This is a genomic window from Psychrobacter sp. UBA3480 (assembly GCF_002377945.1).
Taxonomy (GTDB): Bacteria; Pseudomonadota; Gammaproteobacteria; order Pseudomonadales; family Moraxellaceae; genus Psychrobacter.
Genome location: NZ_DFQV01000020.1, coordinates 17202 through 34756, shown reverse-complemented (window position 1 = coordinate 34756; position 17555 = coordinate 17202). Strand labels below are relative to the sequence as shown.

14 protein-coding genes are annotated in these 17555 nt (G+C 42.5%); 7 read left to right on the top strand and 7 right to left on the bottom strand.

Going from position 1 to position 17555, the window contains the following annotated elements; translation table 11 throughout:
- Nucleotides 1-21 precede the first annotated feature (21 nt).
- The 3 genes from B2863_RS07415 (at nucleotide 22) to B2863_RS07405 (ending at nucleotide 1671) form a co-directional block, all read left to right on the top strand.
- On the top strand, nucleotides 22-573 hold the full coding sequence (locus B2863_RS07415; RefSeq protein ID WP_057757622.1) for an acyl-CoA thioesterase: 552 nt from the start codon (nucleotides 22-24) through the stop codon (nucleotides 571-573).
- Nucleotides 574-750: 177 nt separating this feature from the next.
- Complete coding sequence (locus B2863_RS07410) at nucleotides 751-1128, top strand: DsrE family protein (protein ID WP_102078217.1); 378 nt, start codon at nucleotides 751-753, stop codon at nucleotides 1126-1128.
- A 288-nt stretch (nucleotides 1129-1416) separates the two neighbouring features.
- Nucleotides 1417-1671: a DUF2798 domain-containing protein gene (locus tag B2863_RS07405; RefSeq protein WP_296208835.1), complete on the top strand. Its 255-nt coding sequence runs from the start codon at nucleotides 1417-1419 to the stop codon at nucleotides 1669-1671.
- 110 nt (nucleotides 1672-1781) lie between these two features.
- Here the strand turns inward: B2863_RS07405 and oppF are convergent, their stop codons facing one another.
- The 5 genes from oppF to B2863_RS07380 all read right to left on the bottom strand — a co-directional run bounded on the left by oppF (nucleotide 1782) and on the right by B2863_RS07380 (nucleotide 7783).
- On the bottom strand, nucleotides 1782-2804 hold the full coding sequence (gene oppF, locus B2863_RS07400) for a murein tripeptide/oligopeptide ABC transporter ATP binding protein OppF (protein ID WP_296208832.1): 1023 nt from the start codon (nucleotides 2802-2804) through the stop codon (nucleotides 1782-1784).
- Between the two features lie 3 nt (nucleotides 2805-2807).
- Entirely contained in the window at nucleotides 2808-3971 is a 1164-nt protein-coding gene (gene oppD / locus B2863_RS07395) for an oligopeptide ABC transporter ATP-binding protein OppD (protein ID WP_296208831.1), read from the bottom strand.
- 27 nt (nucleotides 3972-3998) lie between these two features.
- Nucleotides 3999-4904, bottom strand: a complete 906-nt coding sequence (oppC, locus tag B2863_RS07390; RefSeq protein ID WP_296208827.1) for an oligopeptide ABC transporter permease OppC — start codon at nucleotides 4902-4904, stop codon at nucleotides 3999-4001.
- A 98-nt stretch (nucleotides 4905-5002) separates the two neighbouring features.
- Nucleotides 5003-5923 (bottom strand): oligopeptide ABC transporter permease OppB, encoded by a 921-nt coding sequence (gene oppB / locus B2863_RS07385; protein WP_191114461.1) that lies wholly within the window; start codon nucleotides 5921-5923, stop codon nucleotides 5003-5005.
- Between the two features lie 189 nt (nucleotides 5924-6112).
- Entirely contained in the window at nucleotides 6113-7783 is a 1671-nt protein-coding gene (locus B2863_RS07380; RefSeq protein WP_296208822.1) for an ABC transporter substrate-binding protein, read from the bottom strand.
- A gap of 918 nt (nucleotides 7784-8701) precedes the next feature.
- Here B2863_RS07380 and B2863_RS07375 point away from each other — a divergent pair.
- From B2863_RS07375 to B2863_RS07365, 3 genes are all read left to right on the top strand, one after another.
- A complete protein-coding gene (locus B2863_RS07375) occupies nucleotides 8702-9679 on the top strand; it encodes a zinc-binding dehydrogenase (protein WP_296208820.1) in 978 nt (325 codons plus the stop codon).
- A 192-nt stretch (nucleotides 9680-9871) separates the two neighbouring features.
- A complete protein-coding gene (locus B2863_RS07370; RefSeq protein WP_296208817.1) occupies nucleotides 9872-10876 on the top strand; it encodes an oxidoreductase in 1005 nt (334 codons plus the stop codon).
- A 197-nt stretch (nucleotides 10877-11073) separates the two neighbouring features.
- Entirely contained in the window at nucleotides 11074-11922 is an 849-nt protein-coding gene (locus tag B2863_RS07365) for an HNH endonuclease (protein WP_296208814.1), read from the top strand.
- A gap of 213 nt (nucleotides 11923-12135) precedes the next feature.
- Here B2863_RS07365 and guaA read toward each other — a convergent pair whose 3' ends face one another.
- A complete protein-coding gene (gene guaA / locus B2863_RS07360; RefSeq protein WP_296208810.1) occupies nucleotides 12136-13746 on the bottom strand; it encodes a glutamine-hydrolyzing GMP synthase in 1611 nt (536 codons plus the stop codon).
- 421 nt (nucleotides 13747-14167) lie between these two features.
- On the opposite strand from guaA, the gene B2863_RS07355 reads away from it, so the two are divergent.
- Entirely contained in the window at nucleotides 14168-16036 is a 1869-nt protein-coding gene (locus B2863_RS07355) for a BCCT family transporter (RefSeq protein ID WP_296208807.1), read from the top strand.
- Between the two features lie 132 nt (nucleotides 16037-16168).
- Here B2863_RS07355 and B2863_RS07350 read toward each other — a convergent pair whose 3' ends face one another.
- Nucleotides 16169-17332, bottom strand: a complete 1164-nt coding sequence (locus tag B2863_RS07350) for a MalY/PatB family protein (RefSeq protein WP_296208804.1) — start codon at nucleotides 17330-17332, stop codon at nucleotides 16169-16171.
- Between the last annotated feature and the right edge of the window lie 223 nt (nucleotides 17333-17555).

Here is a 17555-nt window from a genome sequence, read left to right as displayed (position 1 = left end):
ATAACCTTTTGAGAGTGTTTTATGTACCCATTTATCCGTTATGCTAGCACCATTGCTCATGCTGCTCTAAAAGCAAAAAAGGGCGACACACTGACGTTTAAGGACACCAGTGAGATTCAGTTTCGCTGCCGCTTATCCGATATAGATAATTTTTTGGAGATGAATAACGGCCGCGTATTTACGCTATATGATTTGGGTCGTATGGACTTTGCAGTACGGACTGGGCTTGGCAAGCAGTTGTTAAAACAACGCTGGGGCCTGGTCATCGCTGGCAGTACTATTCAATACCGTAAGCGTATTCGCGCCTTTCAAAAAGTCACGCTCAAAACCAAAATCGTCGGTATCGACGCGCGCTGGCTGTATATTGAGCAATCAATGTGGGTCAAAGGGCAGCCCTGCTCATCTGGTCTATTGCGTACCGGTGTGACCAAAGGTGGCAGAGTTATCGACACGGCACAAGTACTGGCTGCACTGGGCCAATCTGACTGGGATCTACCGCCAACAGGTTACGTGGCTGAGTGGATCAAAAGTGATGCTGATCGTCCGTGGCCGCCCGTCGATACAGCTGACTAACTTAACTTTATAAGCTAGAAATCCATTACTTGTAACTTGTTTAACAGACGGTACAAGCAAGCAACCTTATAGCTACTATTTCATAACAACTCATTATATAAATACATATAATAAATGTTAGGATAGTGGAGAGTACATACTCAGACAAAACAAATATAGTCTTATAAGGAGAATAATATGGCTAATACAACAGATTATGTCGGTACGCTATTTGATAATAGCGAATCAAACCCAAGCAAAATTACTTTAGCGTTTACCATGGCAGGCGTGGCACTGAAAAAAGGCCATTCTGCTACTGTGATATTAATGGTGGATGCGGTACATCTGGCAAAACCAAACGCGCTAGATAATGTAGATATCGGCGATCCGTTTGAGCCAGCTGGTGAGTTACTAGAAGCTTTTATTGAAAAAGGTGGTCAAGTATTGGTCTGCGGCGCTTGCATGAAACACAACGGTGTAGAAGAGTCAGATATCGATAAGCGCTTTGAAGTGATTAGCGGTGATGATGTGGTTGAGCTACTGATGAATGCGAAAGGGTCGTTGCAGTTGAATTAAGATGCTCGTAAATGGTTCATTTGTATAATCCTACTAGGTAGTAAAGAAACATCAGATATTCTGGTGTTTCTTTTTTCGTTTAGATTGGCAGGGTACTGGTTAATAACATAACGTGAACCCTACCATTAATAATAACGATTTTATCCGTTCGACTCCACGGAGTATGATGAACACTGGTAGTTCACACCCCGTCTATCATGACTGCTCATTACCTGACTATTATATTTACAATGTATGCCCGCATCATAGGCTGGGCGTAGCTAACACTATGTAGGACAACCAAATACTATGGCCAACTTCCCCACTGTCAGAATACGTACGCGCCGCAAATATTATCGCCTTATCTTTACAGGTCTGATGGCGATGATGATGTCACTGATTATCTCAACAGCCTTATTGGTAGTCAAACAAGGCTTTATCGACGGATTCTTTATGGAGTTGATGCATTCGTGGGGGCTGGCCTTTATGTTTGCATGGCCAAGTGCCTACATCTGCGCCTATCTAGTACAAGAGCATGTACTTAGTAGAATAGAGTTTTATTGAAATATGCCCTACCGCAGCTAAAATCACTACATAGTGGACATCACTGACTACGCTGATGAATTATCTATACTAGTGTTCTTTATACCGATAGCATCATGGATGTAGGTTAATTAAAGCTCAACCTTATTCTTTAAACAAGCCACTCTATGGTCCAAAGTACCTTCTAACTCAGGCTTGATTTGAGCACACTCACTATCCGCTATTGGACAGCGAGTACGGAATACACAGCCTGATGGTGGATTGATTGGACTTGGTAAATCGCCCTCTAATAACTGAATGACCTTATTACGTTCGGCAATAGGATCAGGTAATGGTACCGCTGACATCAACGCTTGTGTATAGGGATGCGTCGGATTTCCATATACAGCTTCGTTTATACCTAGCTCGACGGCATGACCTAAATACATAACAAGCACTCTATCTGCGATATGTTTAATCACTGATAGATCATGAGCGATAAAAATAAGCGCCAATCCCATCTCTTGCTGTATGTCTTGCAATAGATTGATGACTTGCGCTTGAATCGAGACATCAAGAGCCGATACTGGCTCATCACAGATGATGATTTTAGGCTTTAGTATCAATGCACGCGCAATACCAATGCGCTGACACTGACCGCCAGAAAACTCATGTGGATAACGGTTAATCTGATTGGACAGCAGCCCAACCTTTTTCATCATTGTACGCACTTCATCTTGTACGTCAGATTTTTTCATTTCTGGATAGTAGGTACGCAGCGGTTCTGCGATGATATCACCTACCGTCATGCGTGGGTTAAGCGACGCTAGCGGATCTTGGAATATCATTTGAATGTCTTTGCGCTTTATTCTCATGGTTCTCTTAGAGGCGCCTACTATCTCTTCATCACCAAACTTTATGCTGCCAGCATTGGCTTTCACTAAGCCGATAATCGTTCTTGCCAGTGTTGATTTACCGCAGCCCGACTCACCTACCACACCTAAAGTCTCGCCAGCGAATAGTTCAAACGAGACACCATTGACAGCCTTTAAGGTGTCAGGCTTTTGCCAAAAGTACGTCCCTTTTTGTTTGATATTAAACGTCGTATGTACATCCTGCACTTGTAGTAGCGGAGCTAGGCTTTCTTTGACTATGCCTATATTAGATAATGTCATGTCCTAGCCCTCCAATGTTGATAGGTTATTGATATCAGTATTAGTATCTGTTGCCATACCCTTGGTAACGTCTCCTGCATCATCAATCTGCATCTCAGGATGCCAATGGCAAGCACGTTGACGATCATTTGGTAAAAACTCAAGCGGCGGTGGTACATCACGGCAGATATCCATCGCATGCGTACAACGCTCATGAAAAGGACAGCCAGTCGGTAGATTCAATAAATTGGGCGGACTGCCAGGAATGGTTTCAAGCTTACCTTTATCATCATCAAGACGCGGAATAGCTTTTAATAATCCAATAGTATAAGGATGCGTCGGCGTATAAAAAATCTCTTCCGTCTCGCCATATGCCATGGTACGACCAGCGTACATTACGAGCACCCGATCACAGATACCAGCTACCACACCCAAGTCGTGAGTAATCATGATAATGGTTGTACCAAAGTCACGCTTTAGCTCGTTTAACAGCACCATAATCTGTGCTTGTACGGTCACATCAAGCGCGGTCGTTGGCTCATCGGCAATCAGTAGTTTAGGGCGACAGAGCAGCGCCATCGCAATCATTACCCGTTGGCGCATCCCTCCTGAAAACTCATGCGGATACATACCAATCCGTTTTTTTGCCTCAGGAATCTTGACCGCATCTAACATACAGATCGACTCCGCCCACGCGTCTTTTTTACTCATACCTTTATGTAAAATTAACACCTCAGCAAGCTGATCGCCTATTTTCATATATGGATTGAGTGAGGTCATCGGATCTTGGAAGATCATAGCGATTTGCTCAGCGCGGATTTTATTCAGTGCTTTTTGAGATAAGCCTAATAACTCATTGCCTTCAAATTTTACTGAGCCTTTGGTACGGCCGTTCTTTGCCAGCAGACCCATGATAGCGAATGCAGTCTGCGACTTGCCAGAGCCTGACTCACCGACGATACCCAACGTCTCACCCTCATGCAGGTCAAAATTTAAACCATTTACTGCGGTCACAAGTCCATCTTCGGTCGTAAATTGCACAGATAAATCTTTAACTGCTAATAAGCTGCTTTCTTGACTGACTTTTTTGGCCTGATTGGCTTGGGCATTGAGCACTGAGTCAGCGCCCACTTTACGGACAGTAGAGTCTATTTTCTCAGGTGCGCTATTGCTATCTTGCATTGACATGATGTTGTTCTCCTAGCGAGCTTGAGTCTAGCGGTCTTTAGGGTCAAACGCATCACGTAGACCATCGCCGATAAAGTTAAAACAAAATAAAGTAATGACCAAGAAAGCCGAGGGAATCAAAATTTGCCAAGGCGCGACTTGCATTGTTTGTGAACCCTCTTGGAGTAGCGCACCCCAACTTGTCATTGGCTCCTGCACACCAAGTCCTAAAAAGCTCAAAAACGACTCAAATAAAATCATCGTTGGCACTAGCAAAGAGGCATACACCACAACCACACCAAGCACGTTGGGTACGATATGACGCAGGATAATGTTAAACCCTGACACCCCGCCGACGTGGGCCGCTTCGATAAACTCTTTACTCTTCAGACTCAGTGTCTGACCACGGACGATACGAGCGACATCCAGCCAAGAGACCAATCCGATAGCGACGAAAATCAAAATAAGGTTACGACCAAATATCGTCACAAGCAAAATCACAAAGAACATAAATGGAAAGGCGCTTAGAATCTCCAAAAAGCGCATCATAATCATATCTACTTTGCCGCCTAGATAGCCTGACGTTGCGCCATACACCGTACCAACCAATACCGCCACCGTTGCACCAGCGATACCTACCAATAGTGATATTCGCCCGCCAACTGCTGTACGCACGAGTAAATCACGACCGAGTGAGTCCGTACCGAAGTAGTGCTTGTTTTCAATCGATGGCGCAGATTGCATAAAGTTCCAATCAGTCTCTGCATAACCAAAAGGTGCTAGCATGGGCACAAAGATGACAAATATACCGACGAGTAATAAGATAAAAAAGCTCGTCACTGCCGCCTTGTTTTGATAAAAACGGCGCCATGCATCTTGCCAAAGGCTACGGCCTTTTATCTCTTTGATAGGCAGTTCCATAAGCTCGGTTGGCTGGTCTACGGTCAGGCTCATAGTCGTCCTTTTACTCATTTAATTGAGAATCTGATATTTATTTTTAAGCGATAATTGGCATTTATACGGTGTGCTTTAAGTGGCCATTAATACCAATATCAATACTGGATTTTTGGATCAATAATGGCGTATAAAATATCGACGATGGCGTTAAAGGCAATCGTCAATACACCAACCAAAATGGTCAAACTAAGCACAACACCATAATCACGATTCAGCGCACCATTCACAAATAACTGCCCGATACCTGGTAAACCAAAAATAGTCTCGATCACGATAGAGCCAGTGATAATGCCGACAAAAGCAGGACCAAGATAAGAAATCACAGGTAGTAATGCTGGTCTGAGCGCATGTTTCATCACTATTCGACGCATCGGCAACCCTTTAGACTTTGCCGTACGGATATACTGACTATTCATCACCTCAATCATCGAGCCACGCATGATACGTGCAATACTAGCGACGTAAGCCAATGCTAAAGCTGTAACGGGCAGTATTAGGTTTCGCACTGCTCCATCATTCCAGCCACCGGCGGGCAGCCACTGTAAAAGAATCGCAAACACCAGTACTAATAAGGGGGCTTTTACAAAGCTTGGAATCACAACACCCGTCATAGCGAACGCCATGAGAATATAATCCATCCAAGAGTTTTGCTTGAGCGCAGCTATCACCCCTAGAATAAGCCCTAACACCAGTGCTAATATAAAAGCATACAAGCCAAGTTCCATTGATACCGGAAACGACTGCGATAACAATTCATTGACCGTATAGTCTTTATACTTAAAGGATGGTCCGAAATCACCTAGAGCTAGCTGCTTGAGATAATTAACATATTGCAGCCACATAGGATCGTTAAGGTTGTATTTGGCTTCGATATTGGCCAATACTGCTGGCGACAAACTACGCTCACTAGTAAAAGGGCTGCCCGGTGCCAAACGCATCATAAAAAAAGACACGGTTATCAAAACAAACATGGTCGGAATGGCTTCTAAAATCCGCCGAAAAATAAGCTTTAGCATAATGCCTCTTTATAAGGTTACCTGTACAACAACGCTTGATTTCAAAATGCTCGTTTTGAGTATTTACGCCACTTTCAGATTTTCTCTGGTCCATAGCAGATGGACGCTATCAATCGGAATTGCTCCTTTTCATAGCGCCTACTAATACGACTGTTGGATGGTCATTCTTTGATGATCAATGCTTGATGATCAGTGCTTGGCGATAGAGATATCTTTACCTTGCCAGTTATCTAGAGGGTCTTTCGTTGAAAAGCCGATGACGTAAGGTTTTACCAAACGAGGGCTGACATAGTGATAGATATTAAGTAGCCCCATATCCTGATCTAACTGCGCTTCTGCTTTTTGATATAAGCTTGCACGCTGCTCAGGCGTGACGCCCGCTTTTAACGTTTGAGTCATTAAGCTATCAAAATTGGCATTGGCGTACTTACCATAGTTACCACTATTGTCAGATTTGGCAATATTCAAAAATGCTGAAGGTTCGTTGTAGTCGGCACACCAACCAGCACGAGCGATTTGATAGTTACCGTTACGGCGTGTATCAAGATAGGTTTTCCATTCTTTATTGGTCAAGGTTACATCGACGAAACCGAGCGCTTGTTTCCATAACGAAGTGGCAGCAACTGCGACCTTTTTATGATTGTCATTGGTGTTGTAAAGCAGCTCAAAGGAGAGCGGATTACTTTCGTTGTAGCCAGCTTCATTCAGTAGTTTCTTAGCTTCAGCAATACGCTTCTCTTTATCCCACGTGGACCATTCTGGTTTGTTTTCCACCTTGCCATTAGCTGCTATAGGTGTGAGCTGATAAGCCGCTGTTTGGCCTTGTCCAATAACCTTATCGGCAATGGTGTCACGATCTAGTGACAAGGCTAAGGCACGACGTACTTTAGGGTTGTCGAAAGGAGGCTTGACGGTATTGAACTCGTAATAATAGGTACAGAGATAAGGTGAAACTCTAAGCTCATCACCATTTTTCTCTTTCAAAGAAGCAAACTGCTCGGTTGGAATCTCATTATAAGTGACATCCACTTCACCAGCCTGATAGCGTGCTACATCGGTTGTGCTAGAAGGAATAGGTAGCATCGTGATGGTATCAAGCGTTGTATTGGCATCATCATAATAGGAGGTATTACGTGACAAAACGAGCTCATCGTTAATCTGCCATTTACTGACTTTATAAGGGCCGTTGACGACGATATTGGCAGGATCCGTCCATTTATCACCAAATGCTTCGATTGTTTTTTGATGCACAGGTTTGACGGAATTATGAATAAGCATATCTGGAAAATAAGGTACTGGCTCTGACAAAGTGACCTGCAGTGTTTTGTCATCGACTGCCTTTACTCCAAGTGTATCTATACCTGCAGCACCTTCAACGATTTTATCAGCACCAACTACTTTAGCATCAACCAAATAGCTTGAATAAGGCGACGCTGTATCGGGATCGACTAGGCGGCGCATGCTATAGACAAAGTCTTGCGCAGTAACTGGATCACCGTTTGACCACTTGGCATCACGTAATTTGAAAGTCCACACTTTGTTATCCGGACTCTCCCACTCAGTTGCGATTCCTGGGATGGTTTTACCGTCTGCATCGGTATTGGTTAGCCCTTCAAATAATTGACGACCAATATTAGACTCAGGTACACCAGACACTTTATGTGGATCAAGCGATTCAGGCTCTGTTCCATTATTAATGACCAACTCTTGAGTATCTGCTAGTACGTTTGGATCAATATTAGCTGATGAGTTGGTACTATTAGTGGCCGCATTATCACTACACCCTGTCATAAACATGACAAGTACAAGAGAGGTCGGTAAAAATACAGTAGTACGAAGGGAGACAGAGTTGCGGGTCATATGGCGTCCTAGCAGGCAGGTGGCGATCAGATTAACTAATCTAGTAGTAAATCCATTTACAGTTAATATATCGTTTTCATATGCATTATTTACGTCGTTAAAGGCCATCATCTGACCATCTATTAATAATAAACGTTAGAAAACTATTGGTAATAGTAATAGTAAAAAAAGTTATCAATGTCAACAATTTTTCAGTTCATAGAAAAAACGTGAATTCAGTCAAACATCTGCATATACTATTAATGAGTAAAAAAGAACAAAAAACATACTAATTTACGGAATTCTACAAGGATTTAACCGGTTTTTTTATGAGAAACCCATCACTCGTTAAAATCCCACTCTTATGTTATAAATTGTATCTGACATATGTTTGACATTTTATAGTGTTTACGAACTAATACTTGGAATAGCATTCTATTATTAAGCGTAAGACATTTGATAATTTAGATAATCATATGAAAGACCATTCATGTGATACGTTCTAGTGCGACCTTGAGTAGCATGGTGATTCATTAAGATATTCGCTGTAATTCATTGAGTCATGTTACCAATGATTTTTCTTTTCAGTTTTTCTATAAAGAGCCCTATTCGTTAGAAAATCATGCTGAAACCCATAAACCAAATAACATGAACAGCTCTAGATCAGTGTGAGCAGTAACACAAAGAATATTACTGATGTAAGCCAAGCTTTCTATAACAAAATTCCGTTAGCGCAAATGTATCCGACTCCTAGACGACCAGTCTATTTTTAAGTATAGTGTCTTTGTTAGTCGATAACCTCTAAGCATCATTATCATGATATCGTTTCTACTAGAAGAAAAAATACATTGATGAGTGATCTCAATGACATGATGTTTATAGTCGGTTATTCATCCACTTATACATAAATTAAATCATAAATATATAAAGGAAATCATCATGCGTAGTGCTATTCATAACAGCTTTGGCAAACCTTCTGACGTATTAAGCGTTGGCGACAGCCCCATGCCGCAGCCAGCGGCCAACGAAGTCCGTATCAAAACCATTCTCTCCCCTATTCACAACCATGACTTGCTAACCGTAAGTGGTCAATACGGCTATAAGCCTGAGATGCCAGCCATCGGTGGTAGTGAAGCCCTAGGTATTATCGATGCTGTGGGTGACGACGTCACAGATCTAAGCGTCGGCCAACGTGTGGCTTGTGCCAGTGTGCACGAGACGTGGGCAGAGTATTTTGTCGCCCCTGCCAGCATGGTATTCAACATGCCTGATAGTATCGAAGATGAGTTGGCTGCCCAACTGATTGCTATGCCGCTGTCTGCCCTAATGCTATTAGAATTCTTGGAAGTAGATAGCGGTCAATGGATCATCCATAATGCGGCGAATGGCGCTGTTGGTAAAACGCTTGCGATGCTAGCAGCAGCACGCGGCGTGAATACGATTAATCTCGTGCGTAGTAAAGACGCGATAGAAGAGCTGACCTCGCTCGGTATCAAAAACAATGTCGTCACCGCTGATGATGACTGGAAAGACCAAGTTCGCGCTATCATTGGTGATGACAAGATCACAGCAGCCGTCGATTCAGTCGGTGGTGAGTCGAGCAACGAGCTACTATCGTTACTTGGCAGCAAAGGCACGCTGGTTTCATTTGGTATCATGTCAGGCAAGCCAATGGCACTGGACGCTGGTAGCTTGATCTTTAAGCAAGCCACTGTCAAAGGCTTCTGGGGTAGTAAAACCAGTCAAGAAATGGATCTAGAAAATAAGCAACGTCTAATCGATGAGCTACTAGAGCGTGCTTCGAACGGCGATCTAAAACTCCCTATCGAAGCTATCTATAGTCTGGACGACATCACAACTGCGGTCTCTGGAAAAGTACAATCAAGCAAAAAAGGTAAAGTTATCCTAAAGCCTTAAGCAATACTCTAACCTTGCATTGATTGTCATTAAAGGCATCATAAATATGAAAAGTCCACTTGTATTACTCGTTAGATAATACTATGGGCTTTTTTATTTTAACCATGCTGTTGTCATGATGATTTCAAAGTAATTAGTTTCATAAGCAATTGCCTATCAACCCAAATAATAATATTTAATAAGGATATAACCATGTCAAACGATACAACGTTCAAAGCCTTAGTCGTCGAAGAAACCAGCGATGGCGAATTTAAAAAAAGCATTCAAGAGCGTAAAGTCAGTGACTTGCCGGAAAATGACTTGCTCATCGAAGTACATTATTCATCGTTAAACTTTAAAGATGCGATGTCTGCTACGGGTAATAAACGAATCACCAAACAGTACCCGCATACCCCAGGTATCGACGCAGCTGGCGTGGTCGTCAGTGATAAATCAGGCACGTTTAGCGCAGGACAAGAAGTATTAGTATTCGGCTATGATCTCGGTATGGATACGGACGGTGGTCTCGGTCAAATGATCTCAATCCCCGCAGATTGGGCGCTACCTTGCCCAGAAACGCTGACGCTAAAAGAAGCGATGACCTATGGTACTGGCGGCCTAACCGCAGCGCTAAGTGTGCAAAAGTTAGAGAAAATGGGTGCAAAACCAAGTGATGGCCCAGTTGCGGTGACTGGCGCAACGGGCGGCGTAGGTACTATCAGTATCGCTATCTTAAAGCAGCTCGGCTATGAGGTGATTGCATTCTCAGGTAAGCCAGAGCAGAGCGAGCACTTAAAAGAGCTTGGCGCGAGCGAAGTACGTCATCGCGATACTATTAATGAAATCGGTAATAAACCTGTCGGCCGTGAGCTATGGGCAAATGCTATCGATACCATCGGTGGCGACTATTTATCTAACTTGCTCAAACAAACCAAAGCAGGCGGCGCAGTGACGAGCTGTGGTCTAGCAGGTGGCGCTGAGTTTTCTATGACGGTCATGCCATTTATCACTAGAGCAGTATCATTATTGGGTATCGACTCGGTCTATATCCCACTAGCTGACAAGGAAGCTATCTGGAAACGTGTTGCCACCGATATGAAACTGCCTAATCTAGAGAGCTATGGTGAAGAGATTACGCTAGAGCAAACGCCAGAGTATTTAGATCGCTTTATGTCTAGCAAGGTAGTTGGGCGTTATGTAGTAAATGTGAAGGGTTAGGTTTTCTTCAAGACAGATATTATAAACAGTGGCGGTGTTCTTTATCTAAAAGAGCATCGCTTTTTTTTGGCATATAAACAATGAAAAATTTATCTATGTTGAAACTTAGAATAAAAATTCGAAAAACATGAATTGACTTTAACGAACTTAAGTTTAGTATATTAACTTTATGGAATGTTAATAATAAGGAAGCTAAATTGTTTGAAATAGGAAAAATTTATAATAGGCGTGCTGATATACACGGTAGATATAAAGGCCAGCAATATGGTGGTATAGCGACTCCTGCTAATCATCCATATATATTTATATTTACAGGCGATTCTGGTAGCGAGTATGGATATATTGATGATTTTGATCCTAATGGCACCTTTAAATATACAGGTGAAGGACAAGAGGGCGACATGAAAATGTCTAAAGGTAATTTAGCTATTAGTGACCATCAAAAAAACAATAAAGAAATTCTACTTTTTGAATCAACATCACAAGGCTTTGTACGATTTTTAGGGTATTGTAATTACGTTTTTCATCACATTGAAGAACGGCCAGATAGAAATGGTGAGCTTCGTAACGCTATCGTTTTTCATCTAGATATAGTTAACACTCAAAATATTGATACAGCTCAAACTTTGACTTCGAAAGTAGTTGAAGCCCCTAAAGCCGTTTATATCACTAAGCCTAGTAAAGGTAAGTCATTACAGCAATTACGAGAGATTGCTTTAAGCTCAACACCAACCCACGCAAGTACTCAAGAAAAAATTCAATCCATTCAAAACCGTAGTACAGCCATTAAACTGTATGCAAAAAAAAGAGCAAACGGTATATGTGAAGGATGTAATGAGATAGCTCCATTTGAAACTAAATCTGGACCTTATCTGGAAGTTCACCATCTAACTAGATTGGCAGATGGTGGTGCGGATTTACCTCAAAACGTTATTGCATTATGTCCTACCTGTCATCGCAAAGCTCACTACTCCTTAAATTATTTAGAATTTAATAATCAGTTAATAAACAAAGTTGCTGCTATCGAAGTAGAACTTAGTGAGTAAAGTACTTAAGTTCAAAACCAAAAAAAAAACCCAACCAAGTTGAGTGTTTTTTCATTGACGACAAGCTGTTCATCAATTCAAAAAACTGAGTTGAAAAGCTACTTAGATAAGTTTACGTAGTCTAAGATGGTAACAAGGCAACCGAGCGCAGATAATACGTGTTTGTATATCTAGCGAGGTTAACACCGTTACCGTTTAGAATACGTAAACGAATTATTCCCACTCAATCGTTGCAGGCGGCTTGCTCGACACATCATAAGTCACGCGTGATACTTCAGCGATTTCATTCATAATGCGGTTCGATACAGTCTCGATCAAATCATACGGCAGATGCGCAAAACGAGCGGTCATAAAGTCTACCGTCTCAACCGCACGTAGCGCGATTACCCACGCATAGCGGCGGCCATCGCCGACCACGCCGACAGATTTGATTGGTTGGAATACGGCAAATGCTTGTGCCGTCTTGTCATACCAGCCTGAGCGCTCAAGCTCTTGCATAAAGATAGCATCAGCCAAACGCAGGATATCAGCATATTCTTTTTTGACTTCGCCAAGGATGCGTACGCCCAAACCTGGACCTGGGAACGGATGACGATAGATCATTTTGGCAGGTAGGCCCAAGGTAATACCAAGCTTGCGTACTTCATCTTTGAACAAATCACGTAACGGCTCAATCAGTTTAAATGCCAAGTCATCTGGCAAACCGCCTACGTTATGGTGGCTCTTAATCACGTGTGCTTTGCCTTGATGCGACTTGGCAGACTCGATCACGTCTGGGTAAATCGTACCCTGTGCTAAGAATTCAACGACTTTACCATCGCTCTGCTCACTCACTTGACGCGCGCTATCAGCGAATACGTCAATGAACGTCTTGCCGATGATTTTACGTTTTTTCTCTGGATCAGACTCGCCTGCTAACGCATCTAAGAACAAATCTTCTGCATCAACACGGATGACTTTTACACCCATGTTTTCTGCAAAGATTTGCATGACTTGGTCGCCTTCATGCAGACGCAATAGACCGTTATCAACAAACACACAAGTCAGCTGATCACCGATTGCTTTGTGCAATAGCGCGGCAACGACTGAACTATCAACACCGCCCGATAGACCTAGCAATACTTGCTTGTCACCGATTTGCTCTTTTAACTGTGCGATACGCATATCAGCGATATTGTCAGGCGTCCACTCACCTGCACATTCACAGATTTGATGTACGAAACGACCAAGCAGCGCTTGACCTTGTAGAGTATGCGTGACTTCTGGGTGGAACTGTAGGCCGTAGTATTGCTTGTCATCATTGGCCATAATCGCGATCGGACAGCTTGACGTGCTAGCGATGATGTCAAAGCCTTCAGGTACTTCGATGACCTTGTCACCATGACTCATCCAAACGTTTAGCTTGGCAGCCGCGCCGTCAGTCTTGCTGTCTTCAATACCGTCAGTCAGCTGCGAGTGACCATTTACTTCGATAGTCGCCGCGCCAAACTCATGAATATCACTGGCATGAACTTGCCCGCCAAAACGATCTGCCATTGCTTGCATACCGTAGCAGATACCTAGTACTGGCACGCCTAGGTCAAATACCGCATCGTTGATACGTGGGCTGTTTTCTGCGTGGACGCTCTCAGGGCCACCTGACAAAATGACGCCTTTTGCGCCAAAATCGAGGATGCGCTGAGTGTCGATATCATAAGGGAACATCTCACAAAACACCCCAGAATCGCGCACACGGCGAGCGATTAACTGGCTATATTGCGAGCCAAAATCGAGGATTAAGATGCGATCTTCTTTGATTGCAGGAGTGGCAGCAGCAGTGGTCATAAATCGATATCCATCAATAGATAAATTGGTGCCCTATTTTAACAAGTTTACGCCCTCTATTGGCTATTAGATGGTTAATTATTAACAGTTATGCATAAATATTTAAATTTTCAGAAGGTAAGTGCTCGAAAACAACCCGACTTAAATAAATAATAAAGAAAACCAAAACCAAAACCAATTCATTACAGGGGTATGGCAAACAAACAAACAAAACTATGTATTTATCGTTACTATGCTCATAGTGTCTGTGCTGACCATTGCCACAAAAATACGATACACATAACAGTAGTAAAGATAGAAGCTATCTAAGGACATATTTCAACCACGAGAAAAAGGAACTCTATACTTAAAAACTGAATAAGTGATAGTAAGTGATAGATAGTAACGTCAAATACAAAGAGCAATATAAAGAGACAATGAAATGAGTAACTTTGATAACGAGCAAAATCGTCGGAAACCAGATAAAGGCACGGGTAAACCTTCAAAAGAATACCTTCCAGATTATGTAAAAGCACGATCAAAGCACCATAAACCTCCACATCTAGGTACTTTTGATGTAGGGATGTCAGTACCACAGTGGCGTCCTGACCACGTACCTGACACCCGTATCGACAAATTTACGTTTTTTATGGTGTTAGCTATCCTTTTCAGTATCGCCGTACCTTTGATATTATTTCCCGAACAAGGTAAAGCCTGGGTAGGAATAGCACGTAGCTTTGTAGTTGATAACTTTGGCTTCGCTTATCTAGCATTCGGTGTTCTTGCCATGATGTTCGTCATTTACATCGTGATATCTGACATCGGTAAGATCAAACTAGGCCGCCCAGAAGAAACTCCTGAGTTTTCAGATTCTTCTTGGGCGTCCATGTTATTTTGCGGCGGTATTGGTGCCAGTATTCTTTATTGGGGTTTGATTGAATGGGCTTATTATTACCAAGGTCCACCTTTTAACCTACCTGGTGGCTCACCTGATGCCATTCGTTGGGCAACCACTTACGGTATTTTTCATTGGGGCCCTGTTGCTTGGGCCATCTACCTAGTGCCTGCTGTGCCTATCGCTTATTTTTATTATGTGCGTCAGACACCGATACTCAAAGTTAGCCAAACACTCATGCCTTTGTTGGGTGAAAAACTGGCAAGTAGTAACTGGGCGAAGTTGCTTGATGTCTTGTTTATATTCGGTATGGTTGGTGGTGGTGCGACAACGCTGGGACTTGCTTCTCCGCTTATCAATGAAGGTTTATACAATCTGTTTGGTTTGCCACGTAACACCACGATGCAGATTGTTGTGTTATTAGTGACCACCATGATCTTTGCATACAGTGCCTATCAAGGGCTAAAAGGCGGTATTCAAAAACTCTCCAACATTAACTTTTACTTAGCAGTCGCCTTTTTATTATTTATTTTGATTGTTGGGCCAACTGTCTTTATTTTGAATACAGGCTTAGAAGCGCTAGGGCGTTCTATCACCGAAATGCCGCGCATGATGACTTATATCGAACCCTTTAAAGACTTCCCAGAGTTCGGCTTTGAACACACAACCTTTCCACAAGATTGGACTGTTTTTTATTGGGCATGGTGGCTAGTATTTGCACCAACTATCGGTCTGTTTATTGCCAAAATCTCTAGAGGACGTACCATACGTAATATGGTCTTAGGATCCATGTTCTATGGCTCGCTTGGCTGTGCCATGTTTATGATTATCTTAGGCAACTATGGCTTGTATTTGCAATTAACAGGTACGGTCGATGTGGTTGCCGTACTTAATAATGAATCACCAACGGCTGCCATCTTTGCGATATTAAATAGCTTACCGATGTCATATTTAGTCATCTCTGTGTTTACCTTTTTGGCCATTATCTTTACCGCCACAACCTTTGACTCAATCTCTTATATCTTGGCATCTGTCGTACAGGTAGAAGTAGACGATGAGCCGCATCGTTGGAATCGCCTGTTTTGGGCATTTACTTTGTGTTTATTACCCGCCATTTTGATGTTCTTAGGAGATCTACAAACTTTGCAGACGGCTTCTATTATCGCGGGTGCACCGCTTATTGTTATTCTGTGTATGATGATGATGTCTGTGATTAAAGCCGCTCGATATGATCTGGCTTATCAGCCTGATTACGGTCTAAAAACCATTCATATCGAAGAGCTACCTGACAATGCACCGTGGGAAGTAGGCGAAACATCAGAATCTCTAGAAGGCTCAGTTATGCATCAACATGAAGAGTGGGAGCAAATGCGTGAGGATACTGAAAACGCTGAGAACGCGAAAAATGATAATTAATTATTACTAATAAAAATCACCATTAACGTTGTTTTAAAGCAGTGAAAGGCTGGACTACATTGGTAGACCAGCCTTTTTTATTATTTAGATTTTTTGTTATATAGCCACTTTATAACATCTTGACGCTACCACTCAGGGTTTAACAACATCACTCAAAGCTGAGTGCATACGATTCAAACCTTCTATCAATACTTCTTTAGGGCAGGCCACATTCAAACGCATTTTTAAATGTCCTTCCTCGCCATATTTAATACCGGCGTTTAGCTCAACTTTAGCAGCTCTAAGCGCATCATACAGCGCCTGATCGTCTTGACTATACGCTGAGCAATCTAGCCAGATTAGGTACGATGCTTCTGGGCGCATGATTTTAATATCAGGCAAATGCTCATTTAAAAACTGAACGGTCAATTCAATATTGGCTTCGATATAACTAAGCGCCTGCTCTAGCCACTCACCGCCGTGCTCGTAAGCACTGCGCATGGCTGTATACGCAAATAGATTTAGCTCGTACTCATCATTTAACTGCTGCTGCTGACTGATTTTTTTGATTAGTGTCTCATCTTTAGCAAATATCATCGAGCCTTTGATACCAGCGATATTAAAGGTTTTGGTCATCGACGTCAGGCTGATTACGTTGTGCTCATAGCCTTTTGCCAGTGTCAGAAATGGCGTAAATGTATGACTAGTCAAAGTCAAATCTTGATGAATCTCGTCACTCACAATCGCCACGTTGTGCTTTTTACAGATCGCAAGTAGCGCTTCCAGCTCGTCCTTCGTCCATACACGCCCGCCAGGATTGTGCGGATTGCACAGTAGATAAAGCTTAACCTCATGCTCGATGATTTTGGCTTCGATATCACCCAAGTCTAAACGATACTTACCTTCGGCTTCCTTTAGTGCAGAGAGTACAAGCTTGCGACCATTTTGCTCAACCTTGCTCATAAAAGGCGTATAGATAGGATCGTTGACCATTACCGCCTCGCCTACCTTGGTAAAAACATTCATCATCAGTGCTAGGCTTGGCACGACACCCGGAGAAAACAAGATATTTTGCTTCTCTAACTGCAAGTCATAACGACTGCCATGCCAGTTAATAATCGAGTTGTATAAGGCATCAGTAGGCTTGGTATAACCCAAGATGCCATGCTGCATGACTTGCTCAACCGCGCTTAATATCGGTGCAGCAGCCTTAAAATCCATATCAGCCACCCATAGCGCAATCGTGTCATCGCCATAGTGCCACTTGAGTGAGCCGGTATCGCGTCTATCGATTATTTCGTCAAAGTTGTATTGCATTGGTACTCTTCTTATTTGGAATAATAATGGTTTGGAACGTCAAAAACACAGCGCAATATGTGCACTATATTATAAATATACGCTACGCTATCTGCTTTAGTAGATTAAGACGTATTCGATTTTTTACAAATAATTAAAGTGCTTTTAGACTCTAATTATCCATCTATCGGCTTAAATAACCTTCAAAGATATAAAGTAAACATTATTTGAATAATGGTTAAAA